The organism is Streptomyces sp. NPDC058457 (assembly GCF_042720695.1).
Lineage (GTDB): Bacteria > Actinomycetota > Actinomycetes > Streptomycetales > Streptomycetaceae > Streptomyces.
The window spans coordinates 68,902-89,497 of the sequence record NZ_JBHXLU010000028.1 but is presented as its reverse complement, the minus strand read 5'-3'; the positions used below and the strand labels follow the sequence as shown (position 1 = coordinate 89,497).

Annotated in this window: 22 protein-coding genes and 1 pseudogene; 8 read left to right on the top strand and 15 right to left on the bottom strand. The window is 70.8% G+C overall.

The annotated features are described in order from the left end of the window. Positions 1–20: 20 nt before the first annotated feature. From chvE to ACFWPS_RS23020, 4 genes are all read right to left on the bottom strand, one after another. Positions 21–1,130 carry a multiple monosaccharide ABC transporter substrate-binding protein gene (chvE, locus tag ACFWPS_RS23035; protein WP_383707931.1) on the bottom strand — a complete coding sequence of 370 codons (1,110 nt, stop codon included), beginning with the start codon at positions 1,128–1,130 and terminating at the stop codon, positions 21–23. A gap of 129 nt (positions 1,131–1,259) precedes the next feature. Continuing rightward, on the bottom strand, positions 1,260–2,237 hold the full coding sequence (locus tag ACFWPS_RS23030; protein ID WP_383707929.1) for a hypothetical protein: 978 nt from the start codon (positions 2,235–2,237) through the stop codon (positions 1,260–1,262). 113 nt (positions 2,238–2,350) lie between these two features. Further along, positions 2,351–3,355: a zinc-binding dehydrogenase gene (locus ACFWPS_RS23025; protein ID WP_383707927.1), complete on the bottom strand. Its 1,005-nt coding sequence runs from the start codon at positions 3,353–3,355 to the stop codon at positions 2,351–2,353. Next, positions 3,352–4,512, bottom strand: a complete 1,161-nt coding sequence (locus ACFWPS_RS23020) for a mandelate racemase/muconate lactonizing enzyme family protein (RefSeq protein WP_383707925.1) — start codon at positions 4,510–4,512, stop codon at positions 3,352–3,354. The genes ACFWPS_RS23025 and ACFWPS_RS23020 overlap by 4 nt, the downstream gene beginning before the upstream one ends. Positions 4,513–4,713: 201 nt before the next feature. Between ACFWPS_RS23020 and ACFWPS_RS23015 the strand changes: the two genes are divergently transcribed. Together ACFWPS_RS23015 and ACFWPS_RS23010 are read left to right on the top strand one after the other, a co-directional pair. Further along, positions 4,714–5,547: a hypothetical protein gene (locus ACFWPS_RS23015; protein ID WP_383707923.1), complete on the top strand. Its 834-nt coding sequence runs from the start codon at positions 4,714–4,716 to the stop codon at positions 5,545–5,547. A gap of 196 nt (positions 5,548–5,743) precedes the next feature. Then, complete coding sequence (locus ACFWPS_RS23010; RefSeq protein ID WP_383707921.1) at positions 5,744–6,217, top strand: carboxymuconolactone decarboxylase family protein; 474 nt, start codon at positions 5,744–5,746, stop codon at positions 6,215–6,217. A 102-nt stretch (positions 6,218–6,319) separates the two neighbouring features. Here ACFWPS_RS23010 and ACFWPS_RS23005 read toward each other — a convergent pair. Beyond that, positions 6,320–6,442: pseudogene (locus ACFWPS_RS23005) on the bottom strand (hypothetical protein); the annotation flags it as partial. A 75-nt stretch (positions 6,443–6,517) separates the two neighbouring features. On the opposite strand from ACFWPS_RS23005, the gene ACFWPS_RS23000 reads away from it, so the two are divergent. Further along, positions 6,518–6,880, top strand: coding sequence for a MarR family winged helix-turn-helix transcriptional regulator (locus tag ACFWPS_RS23000; protein ID WP_383707919.1), 363 nt, complete (start codon positions 6,518–6,520; stop codon positions 6,878–6,880). A gap of 39 nt (positions 6,881–6,919) precedes the next feature. Here ACFWPS_RS23000 and ACFWPS_RS22995 read toward each other — a convergent pair whose 3' ends face one another. Continuing rightward, a complete protein-coding gene (locus ACFWPS_RS22995) occupies positions 6,920–7,369 on the bottom strand; it encodes a MarR family winged helix-turn-helix transcriptional regulator (RefSeq protein ID WP_383707917.1) in 450 nt (149 codons plus the stop codon). Positions 7,370–7,459: 90 nt separating this feature from the next. Between ACFWPS_RS22995 and ACFWPS_RS22990 the strand changes: the two genes are divergently transcribed. Further along, entirely contained in the window at positions 7,460–8,458 is a 999-nt protein-coding gene (locus tag ACFWPS_RS22990; RefSeq protein ID WP_383707915.1) for an NADP-dependent oxidoreductase, read from the top strand. Positions 8,459–8,616: 158 nt separating this feature from the next. Here the strand turns inward: ACFWPS_RS22990 and ACFWPS_RS22985 are convergent, their stop codons facing one another. Beyond that, the gene (locus tag ACFWPS_RS22985) at positions 8,617–9,774 is read right to left on the bottom strand and encodes a serine hydrolase domain-containing protein (protein WP_383707913.1); all 1,158 of its coding nucleotides are present in this window, start codon (positions 9,772–9,774) and stop codon (positions 8,617–8,619) included. A 249-nt stretch (positions 9,775–10,023) separates the two neighbouring features. Here ACFWPS_RS22985 and ACFWPS_RS22980 point away from each other — a divergent pair, with 249 nt between their 5' ends. Then, positions 10,024–10,812 carry an EI24 domain-containing protein gene (locus tag ACFWPS_RS22980; RefSeq protein ID WP_383707911.1) on the top strand — a complete coding sequence of 263 codons (789 nt, stop codon included), beginning with the start codon at positions 10,024–10,026 and terminating at the stop codon, positions 10,810–10,812. Here ACFWPS_RS22980 and ACFWPS_RS22975 read toward each other — a convergent pair. Then, positions 10,802–12,085 carry a pyroglutamyl peptidase gene (locus ACFWPS_RS22975; protein WP_383707909.1) on the bottom strand — a complete coding sequence of 428 codons (1,284 nt, stop codon included), beginning with the start codon at positions 12,083–12,085 and terminating at the stop codon, positions 10,802–10,804. The genes ACFWPS_RS22980 and ACFWPS_RS22975 overlap by 11 nt on opposite strands. Before the next feature lie 70 nt (positions 12,086–12,155). After that, positions 12,156–13,166, bottom strand: a complete 1,011-nt coding sequence (locus ACFWPS_RS22970) for a LysR family transcriptional regulator (protein WP_383707967.1) — start codon at positions 13,164–13,166, stop codon at positions 12,156–12,158. 49 nt (positions 13,167–13,215) lie between these two features. Between ACFWPS_RS22970 and ACFWPS_RS22965 the strand changes: the two genes are divergently transcribed. Both ACFWPS_RS22965 and ACFWPS_RS22960 read left to right on the top strand, forming a co-directional pair. After that, a complete protein-coding gene (locus ACFWPS_RS22965) occupies positions 13,216–13,461 on the top strand; it encodes an NAD(P)-binding domain-containing protein (protein WP_383707907.1) in 246 nt (81 codons plus the stop codon). Positions 13,462–13,484: 23 nt separating this feature from the next. Continuing rightward, positions 13,485–13,868, top strand: coding sequence for a RidA family protein (locus ACFWPS_RS22960; protein ID WP_383707905.1), 384 nt, complete (start codon positions 13,485–13,487; stop codon positions 13,866–13,868). Positions 13,869–14,052: 184 nt separating this feature from the next. Here ACFWPS_RS22960 and ACFWPS_RS22955 read toward each other — a convergent pair whose 3' ends face one another. Further along, positions 14,053–15,027, bottom strand: a complete 975-nt coding sequence (locus ACFWPS_RS22955; RefSeq protein WP_383707903.1) for an aldose epimerase family protein — start codon at positions 15,025–15,027, stop codon at positions 14,053–14,055. Positions 15,028–15,049: 22 nt separating this feature from the next. Further along, positions 15,050–15,949 carry an SGNH/GDSL hydrolase family protein gene (locus tag ACFWPS_RS22950; RefSeq protein ID WP_383707901.1) on the bottom strand — a complete coding sequence of 300 codons (900 nt, stop codon included), beginning with the start codon at positions 15,947–15,949 and terminating at the stop codon, positions 15,050–15,052. A gap of 254 nt (positions 15,950–16,203) precedes the next feature. Between ACFWPS_RS22950 and ACFWPS_RS22945 the strand changes: the two genes are divergently transcribed. Beyond that, a complete protein-coding gene (locus ACFWPS_RS22945; RefSeq protein WP_383707899.1) occupies positions 16,204–16,698 on the top strand; it encodes a DUF3145 domain-containing protein in 495 nt (164 codons plus the stop codon). Between the two features lie 227 nt (positions 16,699–16,925). Here the strand turns inward: ACFWPS_RS22945 and fabF are convergent, their stop codons facing one another. The 4 genes from fabF to ACFWPS_RS22925 all read right to left on the bottom strand — a co-directional run bounded on the left by fabF (position 16,926) and on the right by ACFWPS_RS22925 (position 20,582). Then, positions 16,926–18,188: a beta-ketoacyl-ACP synthase II gene (fabF, locus tag ACFWPS_RS22940; RefSeq protein ID WP_383707897.1), complete on the bottom strand. Its 1,263-nt coding sequence runs from the start codon at positions 18,186–18,188 to the stop codon at positions 16,926–16,928. Between the two features lie 84 nt (positions 18,189–18,272). Beyond that, complete coding sequence (locus ACFWPS_RS22935) at positions 18,273–18,521, bottom strand: acyl carrier protein (protein ID WP_351325400.1); 249 nt, start codon at positions 18,519–18,521, stop codon at positions 18,273–18,275. Positions 18,522–18,612: 91 nt separating this feature from the next. Further along, entirely contained in the window at positions 18,613–19,644 is a 1,032-nt protein-coding gene (locus tag ACFWPS_RS22930; RefSeq protein WP_383707895.1) for a ketoacyl-ACP synthase III, read from the bottom strand. 17 nt (positions 19,645–19,661) lie between these two features. Further along, positions 19,662–20,582 (bottom strand): ACP S-malonyltransferase, encoded by a 921-nt coding sequence (locus ACFWPS_RS22925; protein WP_383707893.1) that lies wholly within the window; start codon positions 20,580–20,582, stop codon positions 19,662–19,664. Between the last annotated feature and the right edge of the window lie 14 nt (positions 20,583–20,596).

The window sequence follows — 20,596 nt, the reverse complement described above, 5'->3', positions numbered from 1 at the left end:
CAATCAGTAGGGGACGGCGGTTACTTGAGCTCGGCGTCGGTGTAGTAGCCGCCCTTGACCAGGACGTCCTCGTAGTTGGACTTGTCGACGCTCACCGGCTGCAGCAGGTAGGCGGGGACGACCTTGGAGCCGTTGTCGTACGTCTTGGTGTCGTTCGTCTCCGGCGTCTTCTTGTTCAGGACGTCGTCGATCATGGTTGCGGCGACCTTGGCGAGCTGCCGGGTGTCCTTGTAGACGGTCTGCGTCTGCTCGCCCGCGATGATCGACTTCACCGAGGCCAGCTCCGCGTCCTGCCCGGTGATGACGGGCAGCGGCTGGCTGCTGGATCCGTAGCCGTCCGACTTCAGCGCGGCGAGGATGCCGATCGAGATGCCGTCGTACGGCGAGAGCACCGCGTTGACCTTGGCGGACTTGTAGGAGGAGGTGAGGATGTCCTCCATGCGCGACTGCGCGGTCGCACCGTCCCAGCGCAGCGTGGTGACCTTGTTCAGCGCGGTCTGGCCGGACTTGACCACCAGCTCCTTCTTGTCGATGTACGGCTGGAGCACGCTCATCGCGCCGTTGAAGAAGTACTTGGTGTTGTTGTCGTCGTTCGAGCCGGCGAACAGCTCGATGTTGAACGGGCCCTTCTTGCCACTGTCCAGGCCCAGCTTGTGCACGATGTACGTGCCCTGCTCGACGCCGACCTTCGTGTTGTCGAAGGACGCGTAGTAGTCGACGTTCTTGGTGCCGAGGATCAGCCGGTCGTAGGCGATGACCGGGATGTTGGCGTCCGCGGCCTCCTGGAGCACGTTGTTCAGGGACTTGTTGTCGATGGCCGCGATGATCAGGCCCTTGACGCCCTGCGTGATCAGGTTCTCGATCTGCGAGACCTGGGTGTCCGGGTCGTCCTCGCCGTAGACCAGCTTGGTCTTGTAGCCCTTGGCCGTCAGGTTCTTGACGACGTTGTTGCCGTCGTTGATCCAGCGCTCGGAGGACTTGGTCGGCATCGCGATGCCGATGGTGCCGCCCTTGGCGCTGCCACTCTCGGTCTTGCTGCCACCCTCACCGCTCTGCCCGCAGGCGGACAGCGTGAGAGCGAGCGAGGCGGCCCCGGCTATGAGGGTGAGGGCGCTTCTACGAGTGCGCATGTGATCGTCCCTGTTCTTCTCGTCGTTGAGAGGTTGAAGCGCCCCGAAGGGGCGCGGGGCTGCAGTTGATTTGCGGCTCCGCCGCGTGGGCGCGACCAGCCACGACGGACCCGCAGTCCCCAATGTTCATCAGGCGGAACCCTCGACGGGGAACCGGCGAAGAGAACCCGGCAGCCGCGACCCCAGCGGCGCCATCCCCCCGTCCGCCCCGTGCCGCGCCAGCAGATCCAGGGCCAGCCGCCCCCGCCGCACCCGCTCCCGCGCGGTGTCCAGCGTCACGTCCCGCAGATGGGTGCCCCACGGGTAGATGCCGGGCGCCCTGGACAGCCCGAACTTCAGGTAGATCGGCGCGCCGCGCCGGATCAGCTCCGCGACCTCGTACATCCGGATGTAGCCGCCGAGGTCGTCGGGGGCCTCGATGTACATGTCCATGGGGGCGCCGGACACCCGGCGGATCTCGGTGAGGTGATCGAGCGTCAGGTCGCTCGGGACGTTGATGGAGTCGGCGCCGAGGTGCTCGAAGACCGAGTACGACGCCGGGTTGACCGGCCCGACCAGCGCGGACACCTTGAGGGTGGTGTCGGCCGGGATGATCCCCGCCTGCCGGGCCCGGTGCAGCGTCCACAGCACGCCCTCGTCGGCGACGAGGAGACACTTGACGCCCAGCTCGGTCGCCCGGACGGCGTCCTCGACACACCCGGCGACCGCGTCGTGGCCGCGGGCCCGCAGTCCGGCCCCCCGCGAGTCGGAGCGCACCGAACCGCCGATGTCCCAGGTGCCGCGCGGGCCGGTGAACAGGCAGAGCTCGATGTCCCGTTCGTCGGTCGCGTCGACCATCTCGGTGATCTCGGCGTCGGTGAGCATCCACACGCCGCTGCCCTGGCTGATCCGGTGGATCGGCACGTCCAGCCGCGAGGACTCCTTGAGGACGACGGCCAGCGCCTCGGGGCCCTCGCAGGAGGGGATCTCGGTGCGCCACTTGCCGCCGCCCGGGAAACTGTGCGCGGAGGCGTCGGCGGGGTCGAGGGCGGGCGCGCCCAAGCCGAGAGCGGCGAGCGCCTGCTCACCGGGTCGGCGGGCCGCCGTAACGGAAGCGTCGGTCGTCACAAGCTGTCCTTCGTGTTCGGTATTTCGGACAAGGTTCGCGGCTCGGGGCAGAGAAAAGACTTGGTGGTACGCCGGCCACGGCGAGGTCAGGGCACGCCGCGACCGGCGTACGACTAGGGGCGGAGCAGCACCTTGCCCACCTTCGGATCACCGGTCCCCACCAGCTCGATGGCCTGCGGGAACTCGGTCAGCGGCAGCTCGTGCGTGATCAGTGGCAGCGGATCGAGGAGACCGGCCCCGAAGACCCGGACCGTGTGCGCCCAGGCGTCCGGCGGTGCCCCGAAGACGGTGTGCACCTCCAGCTGCCGGACGACGAGGTCGGTCGGGTCCAGACCCTCGGCACCGGCGGCCGGGATGCCGGTCAGGACCAGGCGTCCGCCGCGCCTGAGCAGGGAGGCGGCGGTGCGCGCGGCGGACGCGGACCCGGCGGTCTCGATGACGACGTCGAAGTCGTCGGGCAGTTCCTGGTCCCTGGTGCGGAAGTCGGTGGCTCCGAACTGCCGGGACAGGGCCTCCCGGTCGTTCCGGGTCCCGACCACCAGCAGTTCACTCGGCGAGATCGCGCGCAGGAACTGCACGGCGAACATGCCCAGCGTGCCGGTGCCGACCACCGCGACCCGCTCGCCCGGCTGGGCGTTGCCCTTCAGCGCCGCCGCCGCGATACAGGCGGCGGGCTCAAGGAGCGCGGCCGCCGTGAGGTCGGCGTCGTCGGGCAGGGCGTGCAGCAGCCGGGCCGGCAGGGTGAGGGTGGCGGCCATGGCGCCCGGCTGCGTGAAGCCGGTCTCCTCGTAACCGTCGGTGCACAGGGTGGTCTCGCCGGCGTGGCAGCGGTCGCACACCTGGCAGTTGCGGAACCCCTCGCCGACGACCTTGCGGCCGACGAGCGAGGCCGGCACCCCGGAGCCCACCTCCGTCACGGTTCCCGACCACTCGTGCCCCGGCGTCAACGGGTATCGCACATACCCCTCGGGCCGGTTCCCCTGGTACACCTCGCGGTCGCTTCCGCAAATCCCGACCGCGTGCACGGCGACCAGCGCCTCGCCGGGACCGGGTTCGCGGGGTGTGTGCGCCTCGACCCGGTGGGCACCCGGCGCCTCCACGACGACCTGGGAGCTCACTTCGACGTCCCCTTCGGCTTGCGCTGCTCCCAGCCCTCGGCCCAGAGGTCGAACCGGGCCTGCTGCTGCGGGAACTCGGCGGCCGCGTCGGCGTCGAACTCGACCCCGAGCCCCGGCGCGTCGGACAGGTGGAAGTACCCGTCCACGACCTCCGGCGCCCCCTTGACGACCTTCTTGATCTCGGCGTCGGCGAAGTCGTTGAAGTGCTCCAGGATCTTGAAGTTCGGGGAGGTGAACCCGACCTGGAGGGAGGCGGCGGTCAGCACGGAGCCGCCGACGTTGTGCGGGGCGACCAGGACGTAGTGCGTCTCGGCGGTGGCGGCGAGCTTCCGGGTCTCCCAGATACCACCGATATGGCCGACGTCCGGCTGGATGACGTCCACGGCCTGGCTCTCGAAGAGCTCGCGGAACTCGATGCGGTCGTGGATGCGCTCGCCGGTGGCGACCGGGATGTCCACCTTGGCGGCGACCTTCTCCAGCGCCTTCAGGTTCTCCGGCGGGCAGGGCTCCTCCAGCCAGGCCGGCTTGAAGGGCGCGAGCTCGCGCGCGAGCCGTACCGCGGTGGAGGGCGAGAAACGTCCGTGCATCTCCAGCATCAGCTCGGCGTCCGGTCCGATGGCGTCCCGCACGGCCTCGATGAGCGACACGGCGTACAGGGACTGCTCGTGGTCCAGCTCGAAGTGCCCGGTGCCGAACGGGTCGATCTTCAGCGCCTTGTACCCGCGCTCCACGACCTGCTGGGCGGCCTTGTGATAGGCCTCCGGGGTCCGCTCGGTCGTGTACCAGCCGTTGGCGTACGCCTTGACCCTGTCGGTGACCTTCCCGCCGAGCAGCTGCCACACGGGCACGCCCAGGGCCTTGCCCTTGATGTCCCAGCAGGCCATCTCGACGACGGCGATCCCGGACATGACGATCTCACCCGCCCGGCCGTAGTCGCCGTACTTCATCCGGCGCACGAGGTCTTCCGCGGCGAACGGGTCCGAACCGAGAATGTGATTGGCCTCGGCCTCCCGCAGGTAGCCGATCAGCGCGTCGGTGTGACCGAGCATCCGGGTCTCGCCGACTCCCGTGATCCCTTCGTCGGTGTGCACCTGGACGTATGTCAGGTTGCGCCACGGCGTCCCGACCACGTGTGTGCTGATTCCGGTGATGCGCACGGCAGTTGCCCCTCAGCTGTTCGAGATTTCGTCACGCGTTCGAAATGCTGGCGTGACAGTAAGGACGGGGCGGTGGGGGTGTCAATGGGTCGAACAGGTAACGGTTTCGGCAAGGCTTGCGATAGGTTTTTCGGTCCCCCACAGAACCTTCACAGGGGTGGCTGGTTATGTGACCCGTGGGGAACTTAGTCTTCCCGCGTCATGGACTACTGCCACCCGTGCCGACGGCACCTCAACGGCGCCCTTGCCTGCCCGGGGTGCGGCACCGCCGCCGAGACGCTACGCGCGTCCGCGCGGGAAGCGACCACCTCCGTACCGGTCACGCCCGGCGAAACGCCGTACGCGGAGCCGGAGCTCGCGGACGGCGGGTACGACCCCGAGGACGCTGCGGACGACGCGGGCGACGCGGGTGACGAACCGCCGACGGGTGGCCGGGCCGAGCGGCGACGGGCGGCGCGCGGACGTGGCGGTCGGGGCCGGGCGCAGGCCGTCGAGAGCCCTGCAGAGGATCCCGAGGAGCCGTCCGGGCCCGACGGAAGCCGTCGCGACCGCAAGGCCGCGGCCCATCGCCGGCGGCGCCGCAGGGTCCTGCTGGTGGCCGCGGCGTGCGTGCTCGCGGCGGGTGGCCTGAGCCTCGCGGAACTCGGCACGGACGCCATACCGTTCACGACCCCGGACGTGGCCGCGGGCGGTGGCAGCACGACCGACGGCGGTACGTCGACCTCGTCCCCGGGTACGACGGCCCAGCCCCTGGACGACGCGTCCGGCGCGAGCGGTGCGGCGGACTCCGCCTCCGCCGACCCCTCCGCCTCGCCCTCCCCTTCCTCCTCGAAGGACAAGGCGTCCGACTCCCCGTCGGCGTCCCCCAAGGACACGTCGGCACAGTCGGCGACAACGGGCTCGGGCACGGCGACGTCCCCGGCGACGACCCCGACGACCACGGCGGCCTCGACGCCGACTGCAGACCCGACGACCTCGGCCCCGTCCCCGTCACCGAGTCAGACGTGCAACAGGTTCTTGTGGTGGTGCACCTGAAAGAAGCGCCTGCTGAGGCGCCCCGTAAGGGGCGCGGGGCTGTATCGATGTGCGGCTCTGCCGCGTGGGCGCGAGCAACCCACCACGACCCGCACCTGAAGCACTACCAAAGCAAATCCAGCAAACCTGTCACATTCGACGAGCCCACTCCGTCGTAGGTGTGTAACCCACTGAGAGACACCACAGGGAGCACACCATGGAAGCCCGTCTGAACCTCTTCGCCAGCCCCACCGCCAACAAGCTGATCAAGCACTTCGTCGGCGCCGGCAAGGTCGCCCACGAGACGTCGATCCCCGACTCCACCCTGGAGCTCGTGAAGATCCGCGCCAGCCAGATCAACGGCTGCGGCTACTGCCTCGACATGCACACCAAGGACGCGGCCGCCGCCGGCGAGACCCAGCAGCGCCTCCACATGGTCGGCGCCTGGCGTGAGGCCACCGTGTTCACCGAAGCCGAGCGCGCGGCCCTGGAACTCGCCGAGCAGGGCACCCGGATCGCCGACGCGGCCGGCGGCGTGCCGGACGAGGTCTGGGAGAACGCCGCCAAGCACTACGACTCGGAGGAACTCGTCGCGCTGGTGGCGACGATCGCCGCGATCAACGCCTTCAACCGGCTGAACGTCATCTTCCAGCAGCCGGCCGGCGACTACCGCCCCGGCCAGTTCGCGTAACTCCCCGAGGGGCCGGCGCCGGTTGCGCCGAAGGCGCCCCCAAGCCGGGCGTCGGAGGACGGGGTCAGCGTCCCGCGCGGGCGGGAACGCCGGCCCGTGTCCTCAAAGTGCCTTGAGAGCGGCGACGGCGACTTCGTCGTCCACCGCCGGGTTCAGGGACCCACCGATGGCGATGGCCCCGATGACCACCTCGTCCTGGACGATCGGCACCGAACCGCAAGGCGGTGTGCGCCTCGGCGGGGACCAGGTCGAGGGACGGGCGGGCGTTGTCGTCCATCACCGCCGAGGCTGGTGCTCGCCATGCTGGACCAGGCGCCCGAGCACACCCTGCGGATAAGCGAACTGGCGGAGTACACCGCCAGCAGCCTCTCGCGGCTGTCGAACGTGTTGACCCGCCTGGAGAAACGCGGCTGGCTGCGCCGTGCCCCGGCCCCCGCCGGGCGCCACACTCTCGCGATCCTGACCGACGAGGGGCGGGCCGAGGTCCAGGCCGATGCGCCCGGCCACGTGGAGGAGGTCCGTCGCCTGGTCTTCGACTCGCTGACCAAAGCGCAGCAACGGCAGTTGCGCGAGACCGGCCGGCGCATCCTGCCGGCCATCGACCCCGGCCATGTCATTGCCCTGCCGGCGGGTGACTCCGCAGCTCCGCACCCACCCGCATGACGCCCCGGGGTGGGCTCGACGGGCCTAGGGGGCGGCCCCTTATGCGTCGAGCATCCGCCGCAGCAGATCCCGCAGCGACAGCCGCTCCTCGTCCGACAGTCCCGCCAGGGGTTCGCGCGCGAAACGCAGCCCCTCGCGCAGGTCGCGGGCGACCCGCCGGCCCTCGTCCGTCGCCGCGGCCAGCTTCACCCGGCGGTCGGTCGGGTCGGGCCGCCGCTCCACGAGCCCGCGTGCCTCCAGCCGGTCCACGATCCCCGTCACGTTGGACGGCTCGCACTTCAGCTTCTGCGCCAGCTTCCGCATCGGCAGCGGCTCCAGCGACAGCAGGCTGAGCAGCCGTGCCTGCGCCCCGGTGAGCGTGTGCTCGCCCGCCGCCTCCTCGTAGTCCGCGTAGAAACGGGCCACGACGTCCCCGATGAGCTCGACGACCTCCAGCGTCAGGGCGTCGGGGCGGCGGGTCTTCGCTGGGCTGGACTGTGGGGTGGACATGCACTCCAGGGTACCGCGTTACTTGACATCCTGAAATATTCAGGAGCATGGTTGTTTCAGATACTGAAGTATTTCGGAAAGGCGCATGTCATGATCAACCGCGAGTGGCACCTCCAGAGCCGTCCCGTCGGCTGGCCGAAGCCCGAGGACTTCGCCTTGGTCGAGGCGGAGGTCCCCACGCCGGGTGAGGGGCAGGTGCTGGTACGGAACAAGTACCTCTCCGTCGACCCGTACATGCGCGGCCGGATGAGTGCCGCGAAGTCGTACGTCGCCCCCTTCGAGCTGGGCAAGGTCATGCAGGGCGGCGCGGTCGGCGAGGTCGTCGAGTCGAACGCCGAGGGCATCGCGGCCGGCGACCACGTCCTGCACTTCCTCGGCTGGCGCGAGTACGCGGTCGTGGACGCGAAGAACGCGGTCAAGGTCGACGCCGGTGCCGCGCCCCTGTCGACGTACCTCGGCGTCCTCGGCATGACCGGCCTCACCGCCTACGCGGGCCTGCTGCGCACCGCCTCCTTCAAGGAGGGCGACTCCGTCTTCGTCTCCGGCGCGGCCGGCGCGGTCGGCAGCCAGGTCGGCCAGATCGCCAAGCTCAAGGGTGCCTCCCGGGTGATCGGCTCGGCCGGCTCCGACGAGAAGGTCAAGCTGCTGGTCGAGGAGTACGGCTTCGACGCCGCCTTCAACTACAAGAACGGCCCGGTCGGCGAGCAGCTGCGCGCCGCCGCGCCGGACGGTGTGGACGTCTACTTCGACAACGTCGGCGGCGACCACCTGGAGGCCGCGATCGGCCAGCTCAACCGGGACGGCCGGATCGCGGTCTGCGGCATGATCTCCGTCTACAACAGCACCGAGCCCGTCCCCGGCCCGAAGAACCTCGCGCGTCTCATCCAGACCCGCGGCCGGATCGAGGGCTTCCTGGTCAGCGACCACTACGACCTGCAGCCGCAGTTCGTCGCCGAGGTCGGCCCGTGGGTGGCCTCCGGGCAGCTGAAGTACCGCGAGACGGTCGTCGAGGGCATCGAGAACAACGTGGAGGCGTTCCTCGGGGTCCTGCGCGGCGACAACACCGGCAAGATGATCGTCAAGCTCTGACGCCAGCGCGTGACGCCGGTCCTGTCGTGCTCGTTGCGCTGTGTGGAGGCCGCACCCTTGGACGTGGGGTGCGGCCTCTCGTCTGCCGGGTGCGGGTCGTGGGTGGTTGCTCGCGCAGTTCCCCGCGCCCCTGAAGGGGCGCGTTCAGGCAGCGCTCCTCAAAAGTTCAGCGCCGCCTCGTGTACGACCTTCGCGAGCCGGTCGTTCTCCGGGGCCGCTCCTCCCGGGAACGCGAACCTTCGCCTCGTGTAGCCGTAGGCGACCCCGCTCCTCGGGTCCGCGAAGGCCTGGGAGCCCGCTGCTCCGCTGTGGCCGATCGTGCCCGCGCCCAGGAACGGGTGCCAGGTGTCCGCCGTCGCCTGGAAACCCAGGCCGTACGACTTGTGGACCCGGGCCACCAGGTCGTAGCCCACCGAGTGGAACTGGCCGAACTCGGCCACCGTGTCCTCCTTCAGCAGTGGGGCCTTGCCGTCGACCTCGCTGAGCAGGGCCGCGTACATCCCGGCCAGGCCGCGCGCCGACGCCACCCCGCCGAAGGAGGCCGGGCCCTTGGCGCGGACCAGCCGGTCGTTCGGGAGGGCCACCAGGTCCGTGGGTTCCGCCGCGTGCCCGTTGAAGGCGATCCCCGCAAGGGTCTGCGGGCCGGACGGGCGGGAGCCGAGCAGGGCCTCCTGCTCCGGTGTCGGCCGCATCGGCTGCGTCGTGCGGAAGCGCGGCTCGTGCACGGCCGGCAGACCCAGGAAGAAGTCGAGGCCGTACGGCGCCCGGACCCGCTCCTCGTACACGTCCTGGAGCGTACGGCCGGTCGCGCGCCGTACCACCTCGCCGGTGAGTGCCCCGATCACCAGGGCGTGGTAGCCGAAGGCCGTGCCGGGGCGCCAGAACGGCCGCTGGTCGGCGAGGCGTTCGGCCATCGCCCGGTCGTCGGTCAGCTCCTGCGGGCTGAACCCGGTGTCGGTGCCGACCAGGCCCGCCCGGTGCGCGAGCAGATCCCGCAGGGTCAGCGTGCCCTTGCCCTCGGCGCCGAACTCCGGCCAGTAGTAGGTGACCTTACGGTCCAGTTCCAGCGTGCCGTCCTGCACTAGCATCGCCACGACCAGGTGCGCCGCCCCCTTGGTGGACGAGAACACGCCGTACAGGGAGTCCCCGCCGGCCCCCTCGCCCGCCCACAGGTCGACGACCCGCCGGCCGCGGACGTACGCACACAACTGCCCCTCGTAGTCGGCCGGTTCGCCGGCGACGAAGGCGGCGAACTCCTCGCGCACCGCTTCGAAGCCCTCCGCGACCGTGCCCTGGACGGTGATCTCCTGCGTCATCCGTTCTCCTCAACCGAGCCGCCGCAAGCAGCTGCCACTGTGAACAACGCCCTACCCACCCGGGCGACCTACCCCATCGGGCGATCCCGCAACAGGGGCGGGTGCAGGATGCGCACGCACCTCCGCTGCTGGTTCCTGAGATCGGTACGGCGAGATGTACCCGTTCGACTCAACCGGGGCATGCCGAGGTCGGACGTGCTGTTCACGGCCCCCACCGTGCCCTGTCCGAACCCCGGTAAAGTTTTCGCCATGCGTGATCTCGGGGCGGGTTTCGGATATCTCCTCAAGGGCCAGCGATGGGTCGGCCGGCACGGCAGGCAGTTCGGCTTCGGACTGCTGCCCGGCCTGATCACCCTCGTCCTCTACGCGGCGGCCCTGGTGGCCCTCGCGATATGGGGGGAGGACTTCGTCGGCTGGGCCACCCCGTTCGCCGACGACTGGTCCAGCCCCTGGCTCGGCCTCTTCCGCGGCTTCCTCACCGCCGTCCTGTTCGCCCTCGGCCTCCTCGGCGCCGTCCTCACCTTCACCGCGGTGACCCTGCTGATCGGCCAGCCGTTCTACGAGAACCTCTCCGAGAAGGTCGACGCGGACGTCTCGCCCGACGGCACCGCGCCCGAGTCCGGGCTGCCGTTCTGGCACGAGCTGTGGATCTCGGCCCGCGACAGCCTGCGCATCCTGGTCCGCGCCGGTCTCTGGGGCGTCCTGCTCTTCGCCCTCGGCTTCCTGCCCTTCGTCGGGCAGACCGCCGTACCGGTCGTCGGCTTCCTCGTGACCGGCTTCTTCCTGACCGAGGAACTCGCCGCCGTCGCCCTCCAGCGCCGGGGCGTCGACCTGCGCGCCCGGCTCACCCTGCTGCGCTCCCGCAAGACCCTGGTGTGGGGCTTCGGCACCCCGCTGGGCCTGGCCTTCCTGGTCCCGTTCGTCGCGGTGTTCCTGATGCCGGGCGCGGTCGCGGGCGCCACCCTCCTCGCCCGTGACCTGCTGGGCGAGGAGACGGCCGAGGAGGACGACCGGGCCGGCGAACCCGTCACCTCCTGAAGGACGCGTTCGCCGCCACGGTCACGATCGCCCGCACCTGGTCGATGATGTCCACCCGGTTCCGCACGAACTCCGGGTCGGTCACCTCCGTGGTGTTCCCGGCACCGAACTGCAGTACCGGCGTGTGCACATGCCCGCCGGGAAGCGTGTCGTGCAGCCCGAGGCGGTCGCGCAGCAGGGTGGCCCGGTAGGCGATCTCGTTGGAGAGGTAGTTCCCGCCCCCTCCGGCCCGCGCCGTCGACCCGGCGGTCGGCCCGTCCGCCCGTACGACCGGTTCGGTCCCGCCCGCGGGGATCTCGGTCACCTCGGTGTGGTCGTACACCGGGAACCGCCCCGTGTCCGCCGCCGTGATCGCGGCGTACGGGAGCGTGGTGGTCGTCCACTGCGGCTGCGAGGCCGGGTCGGTGACCGGGACGGTCTCGGTCCGGCCGATGTTGTCGTTGTCGGGGAACCCGCCCCGCCACGCCCCGTTCGTCCGCTCCACGTCGAACCGCCCGACCCGCCCCTGGCTCACGGTCGTGAACAGGTCCACCTTCGGCAGGTACGGCCGCAGGGTCCGCTCCACCGTGCCCGCCGCGAAGTCGTCCCATCGCACCGGGAACACGGCCGTCTCGACCCGCGCGGGCCCCTCGTCGGTCTCGATCACCGTCCCGTCCAGGGCCAGCGCGGTCGCCCCGGACGGATTGGAGATCCGGATGTCCCGGTCCAGCGTGAACGGGTCGAACCCGGTGACGAGGATCCGGCGGATCCCCTTCCCGGGATACCTGATGTCGGTCTGCCCGCGCGAGGTCCGCTCCAACACGTCGAGCAGGTCACCCCGTTGCTTCTCACTCACCCCGAACCCCGGCTCCCAGGTGCGCACCTGGCGGGTCATCCCGAGCCGCGCCCAGTACAGCGGCCGGTCGTCGTCCCGGCTCAGGCCCACCTGCCGCCCGCCACCACCCTTGTGAGGAAGCGCTTCGCGCCCTTTTGATTCGGCCGGCCCCCGCCCCTGCGCCCGGTCCACGGCCCGCCGCCACAGCACCGCCCCCTGCCGTTTCACGACCTGCCGGGCCTGCGTGTAGGAGCGCGCGCTCTGCAGCGCTCGTGCGAACTCCGGTGCCACGTCGTCGAACCCGGACCGCCGGAGTATCTCCTGGGGCACCGCCTGGTCCAGCCGTTGCTCCTCGACGGTGGGGGAGGGGGCGGCCGCGGCCTGCGCCGCGGTGGGCGCGAGCGCCCCGGCCAGCAGCACGATTCCGAGGACGCCGATCCGAACGCGTAGGGAACTCAAGGGAGTTGGCCTTCCGTCGCAGTGGGGTGCGTGGTGCCGGACGGCCGCAGTATCGCCTGCCGGAACGGGGCTACGCCATGGTGCCCCCGGGGCCCCAGCGCGGGATGCGGACAGCCGCCTCCCGCAGTGCCCCGAGGAAGGCCGCCGCGGCCGGGGTCAGGGACCGGCCGCGCGCCGTGGCCGCGTACACCGCCCGGGCCGGGGCGCCCTCGTCGAGCACCGGCAGCAGGGCGACGTCCTGGCGTACGGATGCGGCGGCCAGCGCCGGGACCAGGGTCACGCCGAGGCCCGCGGCGACGTAGCCCAGCTTGGCGGTCCACTCGCCGACGACATGGGTCACGTGCGGGCGGAAACCCTGGCGCAGGGCCGCGTCCAGGAGGGTGCCCTCGGGGCGGGAGCTGCCGGAGATCCACTCGGCACCGGCGAGCCGGCCGAGCCGGACCGGGCCGGTGGCACCAGCCAGCGGGTGGTCGGCGGGGACGGCGACGTACAGCGACTCGTCGAGGAGATGGTGGAGTTCGTACGGCTCCAGCGGGGCCCGGCCCGTGGTCGAGACGACGGCGAGGTCCAGATGGCCGGAGTCCAGGCGGTTCAGGAGCCCGGGCGTGATCCCCTCCTCGCGGGTCAGCCGCACACCGGGGTGCCGGGCCCGGAACGCGGCCAGGGCCTGCGGCACCAGCGCCGCGTCGGCCGTGGCGAACGCCCCGAACCGCAGCCGCCCGCCCGCCACCTCACGCAGCTCGGTCAGCTCACGGGCGGCGCCGTGCAGTGCCTCGGTGACGGCCTCGGCGTGCGGGACGAGCACCCGCCCGGCCTCCGTGAGCCGTACCCCGCGCGGCAGCCGGTCGAAGAGCGGGCCGCCGCCCAGCGCCGCCTCCAGCGAGGAGATCTGCCGGGACACGGCCGACTGCGTCCACCCGAGCGTCCGCGCGGCCACGGTGAACGAACCGTGCCGGGCGACGTCCAGGAACACCCGCAGCCAGACGGTGGAGACGTCGGGGAGGCCGACGGCGGGCGGCGCGGCGACCACCCCGGCGGGTCCTGCGGGGCCTCCGGAATGCTGATTCGGCATGCCTACCATGCTAGACATTCGCTTGTCGCATCGCTCGACCCCGCCTAGCGTCGACGGCATGGAACAGATCGCGTTTCTCGGCCTCGGACACATGGGCGCCCCCATGGCCCGCAGGCTCCTCGCCGCCGGGCACCCCCTGACCGTCTGGAACCGCACCGCCGCCAAGGACCTGACGCCGGCGACGAAGCCGACGGGACTGCCCGCCCTGGAAGCCGTGCTGGCGGACTACCGCCGGGCCGCCGACGACCCCGCCCTCGCACAGGCCGACATCAGCCGGGCCGCCGCCCGCATCCGGACCCCCTGAAGGCCCCCTCCGGAAGGACCCCTGTGAAGGTCACCCTGGACAACCCGGCCGACGCGCCGCAGCCCGCGAGCCCCTACTACTCCCAGGTCGCCCGCGTCGAACACGCCGACGGCAGCGCCCTGCTGTTCGTCTCCGGCCAGATCGCCGCGGGCGCGACCCTCGCGGAGCAGACCCGGGGCGTCTTCGAGGGCCTCGCCGCCCTGCTCCGCGCCCACGGCGCGACCCTGGCCGACGTCATCAACATCCGCACCTACCTGACCGACATCGCCCGGCTCGCCGAATACGGCACCGTACGCCGGGAGTTCCTCGCCGGTACCCCGCCGACGAGCATGACCTTCGAGGTGCCCCGGCTGTTCCGGCCGGAGGCGATGGTGGAGGTGGAGGTCGTGGCGGCGGTGGCCGGCTGAGGCCGTGCCCGGCCGGGCACGGGGCGCGGGTGTTTGTGAAGGGTTCGTACGAGATCGCGGCGCGGCGCCCGATGACCGGCTGTCGCCGCACAGCCACGGCTAAGGTCGGAGCCGGGACGAGTCCCCCTTGAGCAGCCCCGGTCCGGGACCTGACCCCTGGACCGGGGCTTGCGTGCCGGTGGCGTCAGTCGCGCACCCCGAAGCCGTACACCGTCTCCGAGCGGTAGGTCCCGCCCGGATCCAGCCGCGTGCTCGGGAACCCGGGGCGGTTGGGGGAGTCCGGGAAGTGCTGGGTCTCCAGGGCGACACCGTCGCCGGGGGCGAAGGGGCCGGACAGGTGCTCGGCGGTGTAGAGCTGGATGCCGGGTTCGGTGGTCGCCACGGTGAGGGTGCGGCCGGACGCGGGGTCGTACAGCTCGGCGATCTCCACCGGGGCGTCCGTCACCCCCTTGTCGAGGACGAAGTTGTGGTCGTAGCCGGAGCCGACCTTACGGGCCGTACGGAAGTCGAAACGGGAGCCGGAGACGTCCTCCAGCGCCCCCGTCGGGATCAGGTCCCCGTCGACGGGCGTGTAGCGCGAGGCCGCGATCCGCAGCTCCTGGCCGCCCGCGTTCCCGGAGCCCGCCAGGTTGAAGTAGCTGTGGTTGGTGAGGTTCACGACGGTCGGCGCGTCGGTGACCGCCTCGTAGGAGACGTGCAGCGCGCCCGAGTCGTCCAGCGCGTACGTCACGGCGACCTCCAGCCGCCCCGGGAACCCCTCCTCCCCGTGCGGACTCACCCGCGACAGCCGTACCCCGTGCTCGACGGCCGCCACCTCCCACACCCGCTTGTCGAAACCACGGGTGCCGCCGTGCAGGGAGTTGGGCCCGTTGTTCGGCTCCAGGGCATAGGTCACGCCGTCCAGCGGGAAGCGGGCGCCGGCGATCCGGTTGGCGTACCGGCCGACCAGGGCGCCGAGGTACGGCCCGGGGTTCTCCAGATAGCCGTCCAGGCCGGCGAACCCCAGCACCACGTCCGCCGTCCGCCTGTCCCGGTCCGGGACCTCGACCGACTGCACGATCCCGCCGTACGACAGCACCCGCACCCGGGTCCCCGCGCGCTCCAGCGTCCAGCGGTGCACCGCGGTGCCGTCGGAAAGGGTGCCGAAAAGTTCGTTCATGGGGAAACCCTAAGCCAAGGGTCTAGTCCACCGGGTCCTTCGCGGTGATGGCCCGGTAGGCGATCGCCGCGAGCTTCGACTGGCCGTCGGTGCTCGGATGGAACCAGTCCCAGTGGCTCAACTGGTCGGTCCCGAAGCGGTACGCGTACACCGCCCCGCCGTCGAACCGGCACCGCCGGTCCTTGGCGCAGACCTCCTCCAGCACCTTGTTGTACTCCTCGACCCGCTGCTGCACCTTGTCCCGGCGCACGGTCGCCGCGCTGGTCAGGTCGTCCGCGTCGGCCAGCATGGAGGGGCAGATGCCCAGCTTCCAGATCTGCTTGCCCAGCGGGTTGGCCCGCCCCTGCGACCACAGCCGTTTCAGGTTCGGCACGCTGGACACGTACACCTGCGTCTTCGGCAGCGCCTTGCGCAGGGTGCCCAGCGCGTCCTCGAACTCGCTACGGAAGTCGGCCACCGAGGTCATCGCCCGCACCGACGTACGGCAGGCGTCGTTCGCCCCCGCCATCACCGTCACCAACTGCGGCCTGCGGACCACCGCGTCGGCCATCTGCCCGGACAGGTCGGCCATCCGGGCCCCCGTCACCGCGTAGTTCCAGCTGTGGTCGGCCGCCTTCGCCCGGCCCAGCAGCCGTACCGCCAGACTGTCCACCTGGTCGCTGGTGCCGGTCGCCCAGGACACCTCAGGGCAGTCCGAGAGCACCGTGCAGGCGTCGAAGCCACGCGTGATGGAGTCGCCGACGGCCGCGATCGAGGCCGGGCTGCGGTCCCATACCTGCACGGTCCGGGCGGCCCGGGTCTTCTCGCGCCCGGTCGTGCCGGAGGAACCCCCCACGACATCGCATCCGGCCACCCCCAGCGCGGCGGTGACGGCGACGGCGCCTGCCAGGGCACGCGAACGCCGACGTCGCTGCTTGCGCATACTCCGTCGGTCCTCTCCTTCGGCCTGTTCGTCCCCCTTCATAACAACGCACGGGAGTTCCCGCCCCGCGCCCTGCAACGGACCACCCCCGTACAAGCGTCCCCCTGGGTGAATGGCGGAGGTTTCCTGGCAGTGGGACCGACGGTACGTCACACTCCTTGCGCCACCGCACGGTAGCCTCGCCATCAACGCGGCCGTCGTACCACTGCCGCCAGCCCACCCAGCAAGATGTCCCGCTCTGCCCGGAGGTTCCGGTGACGACACGTGGAGTTCTGTACGTGCACTCCGCGCCGCGCGCGCTGTGCCCGCACGTCGAGTGGGCCGTCGCCGGGGTGCTCGGCACGCGCGTCAACCTCGACTGGATCCGCCAGCCGGCCGCCCCCGGCACCTGGCGCTCCGAGTTCTCCTGGCAGGGCGAGGTCGGTACGGCCTCCAAGCTGGCGTCCGCACTGCGCGGCTGGCACCTGCTCCGCTTCGAGGTCACGGCCGAGCCCTGCGCGAAGGCCGAGGGCGAGCGCTACAGCTGCACCCCCGACCTCGGCATCTTCCACGCGGTCACCGGAATCCACGGCGACATCCTGATCCCGGAGGACCGCCTGAGGGCGGCGATGACCCGCTCACAGCGCGGCGAGACCAACCTGGAAGCGGAGATCGCCAAACTCCTCGGCAAGCCCTGGGACGACGAACTGGAGCCGTTCCGCTACGCGGGCGAGGGCGCCCCGGTCCGCTGGCTCCACCAGGTGGTCTGAGCGCCATGCCGACTGCGGCGCCGTCTTGGCTGGTCGCGCCCACGCGGTGGTAGCCGCATATCAAATACAGCCCCGCGCCCCTAAAAGCAGGGCGCTCGGCAGCGCCCCTTTAGGGGCGCGGGGAACTGCGCGACCAGCCCCCACCGGCGGTCAGCCGACAACGAAACGCACTGTGGCCCGAACTCCGACAAGGAGTCCGGGCCACACGCCGCTCACGGCAAGGAACCTCAAACGGTCCTGAACGCGAGCACCACGTTGTGCCCACCGAACCCGAACGAGTCGTTCAGCGCGGCGATCCGCCCCTCGGGCAGCTGCCGGGCCTCCCCCCGCACCACATCCGCGTTGACCTCGGGATCGAGGTCGTTCAGGTTGATGGTCGGCGGAGCCGTCCGGTTCACCAGCGCCAGGATCGACGCGACGGTCTCGATACCACCGGCACCACCCAGCAGGTGACCGGTCATCGACTTGGTCGCGGAGATGGCCATGTGGTCGACGTCGTCGCCGAACACCTTCCGCAGCGCCTTGATCTCGGCCACGTCACCCTGCGGCGTCGACGTCGCGTGAGCATTCACGTGCACGATCTCGGCCGGCTTCAGATCCGTGCTGTCGAGCAGGTTCTGCAGCGCGTGCGCGATGCCGTTGCCCGACGGCTCCGGCTGCGTGATGTGGTGCGCGTCGGCCGAGATGCCCTGGCCGACCGCCTCGGCGTAGATGCGCGCCCCGCGCGCCTTCGCGTGCTCCTCGGACTCCAGGACGATCACGCCCGCGCCCTCACCGAGGACGAAGCCGTCACGGCCGGAGTCGTAGGGACGCGACGCACCCTCGGGGTCGTCGTTGTTCTTGGACATCGCCATCATGTTGCCGAACGCGGCGATCGGCAGCGGGTGCACCGCGGCCTCCGTACCGCCGGCCACGACGACGTCCGCACGGCCGGTGCGGATCATCTCGATGGCGTACCCGATGGCCTCGGCGCCGGAGGCGCAGGCCGACACGGGCGTGTGCACACCGGCCCGCGCACCCAGCTCGATACCGACGTTGGCGGCCGGCGAGTTGGGCATCAGCATCGGCACGGTGTGCGGGGAGACACGGCGTACGCCCTTCTCCTTGAGCACGTCGTACTGGTCCAGCAGGGTCGTCACACCGCCGATGCCGGAGGCGATGACGGCGCCGACCCGGTCGGGGTCGGCGGACGAGTCCTCACCGGCCCTGGCGGTGAAACCGGCGTCCTTCCAGGCCTCCTTGGCGGCGATCAGCGCGAACTGCGCGGACCGGTCCAGCTTGCGGGCCTGTGGACGGGGGATGATCTCGCCCGGTTCGACGGCGATCTGCGCCGCGATACGGACGGGCAGCTCGGCCGCCCAGTCCTGCTCCAGGAGGCGGACGCCGGACTTGCCGGCGACCAGGGCCTCCCAGAACGAAGCTGCGTCGCCACCCAGCGGTGTGGTTGCGCCGATACCGGTGACGACCACGGTGCGATTGGTCGGGCTCACGGGAATTCTTTCTCCAACGGATACGGGATTCGACGGCGCCACCGCCGGGTGGCGGGGCATTACAGCCGGAGGCTAGTGAATGCCTCAGGCCTGGTGCGTGAGGATGTAGTTGGTCGCATCCCCGACGGTCTTCAGGTTCTTGACGTCCTCGTCCGGGATCTTGACGTCGAAGCGCTCTTCGGCGGCGACGACGACCTCGACCATGGACAGCGAGTCGACGTCCAGGTCGTCGGTGAAGGACTTGTCCAGCTGGACGTCCTCCACGGGGATCCCGGCGATCTCGTTCACGATCTCGGCGAGACCGTCGACGATCTCCTTCTCAGTGGCGGCCATGTCAGGCGCTCCTTCTTAGATGTTCCAGACGGTTGCTGCGGTGTTGCTGGCGGCGTTTCCGGTACCGGATGCATGATCCGGCACGGAGTGCCTAGGGGAGGGTAACGACAGTGGCGGCGTAGACGAGACCCGCCCCGAACCCGATGACGAGCGCGGTGTCACCGCTCTTCGCCTCGCCGGTCGCCAGGAGCCGCTCCATCGCGAGCGGGATCGAGGCGGCCGAGGTGTTGCCGGTGGTGCGGATGTCACGGGCGACCGTGACGTGCTCCGGCAGCTTGAGAGTCTTCACCATCGAGTCGATGATCCGCACATTGGCCTGGTGCGGGATGAAGACGTCCAAGTCGTCCGCGCTGATCCCGGCCGCGTCCAGCGCCTGCTGAGCGACCTTCGCCATCTCGAACACGGCCCAGCGGAACACCGCCTGGCCCTCCTGCGTGATCGCCGGGAACTTGATGTTGCCCTGGCTGTCGAGCGGGAGTCCGGACCGGTCGCCGAAGTGGAAACGGTCCCAGGGGATCGTCTGCTTGATGGTCTCCGACTTGTCGCCCTCGGAGCCCCACACGGTCGGGCCGATCGCAGGCTCCTGAGAGGGGCCGACCACGACCGCGCCCGCGCCGTCGCCGAACAGGAAGGCCGTGGCCCGGTCCTCCAGGTCGGTCAGGTCGCTGAGCCGCTCCACGCCGATCACGAGCACGTACTCGGCGGAACCTTCCACCACCATGCCCTTGGCGAGCGTCAGGCCGTAGCCGAAGCCCGCGCAGCCGGCGGAGATGTCGAAGGCGGCCGCCTTGTTCGTGCCCAGCTTGTCGGCGATCTCGGTGGCGACGGCCGGGGTCTGGCTGAAGTGCGAGACGGTCGAGACGACCACGGCGCCGATCTGCTCGGCAGAGATGCCCGCGTCCGCGATCGCCTTGCCGGAGGCCTCGATGGACATCGCGGCAACGGTCTCGTCGGGGCCCGCCCAGTGCCGGGTCTCGATGCCCGAGCGCGACCGGATCCACTCGTCGGAGGAGTCGATCGTCTCCAGGATCACCTCGTTGGGCACCACGCGGGTCGGGCGGTAGCCGCCGACACCGAGGATGCGCGCATACGGGGCACCCTTGCTGGGCTTGATCTTCGACATCGCAGTGGGCTCCTAACTCAGCTGTGCTCGGCGATGAGCTCGCGGGCCGCGTCGAGGTCGTCGGGGGTCTTGAGGGCCAGCGTCTTCACACCGGGCAGGGCGCGCTTGGCCAGGCCGGTCAGGGTGCCGCCGGGGCACACCTCGAGGAGGGCGGTGACGCCGAGCTCCTTGAACGTCTCCATGCACAGGTCCCAGCGGACCGGGTTGGCGACCTGCCCGACCAGCCGCGCCACGATCTCCTCGCCGGACGCGACGGCCTGCCCGTCCTTGTTGGAGACGTAGGTGAACTTCGGGTCGAGGGGCGCGAGCTCCTCGGCGGCCTCGGTCAGCTTCTCGACCGCCGGGCCCATGTGGTGCGTGTGGAAGGCACCGGCGACCTTGAGGGCGACGACCTTGCGGACGCCCTCGGGCTTGTCCTCGTTGAGTGCGGCGAGCTGCTCCAGGGTTCCGGCCGCGACGATCTGCCCTGCGCCGTTGATGTTCGCCGGGGTCAGACCGAGCTTCTCCAGGTGCGCGACGGAGACCTCCGGGTCGCCGCCGAGCAGCGCCGACATGCCGGTCTCGGTGATCGCGGCGGCCTCGGCCATCGCGAGCCCGCGCCTGCGTACGAGGGTCAGCGCGGCGGTGGCGTCCAGGACGCCCGCGAAGGCGGCGGCGGTGAACTCACCGACACTGTGCCCGGCGACCGCACCCGGGGCGATGTTCGCCATGTCACCGAGTGCCGCACCGGACACGAGTCCGGCGGCGACGAGCAGCGGCTGGGCGACCGCGGTGTCCCGGATCTCGTCCGCGTCGGCGTCCGTGCCGTAGTGCACCAGATCGAGACCGATGGCGTCCGACCAGGCACGCAGACGGTCCTCGACACCGGGTAGGTCGAGCCAAGGGGTCAGGAAGCCAGGCGTCTGGGCGCCCTGGCCGGGAGCGACGAGTACGAGCACTCTCACACTCTCTC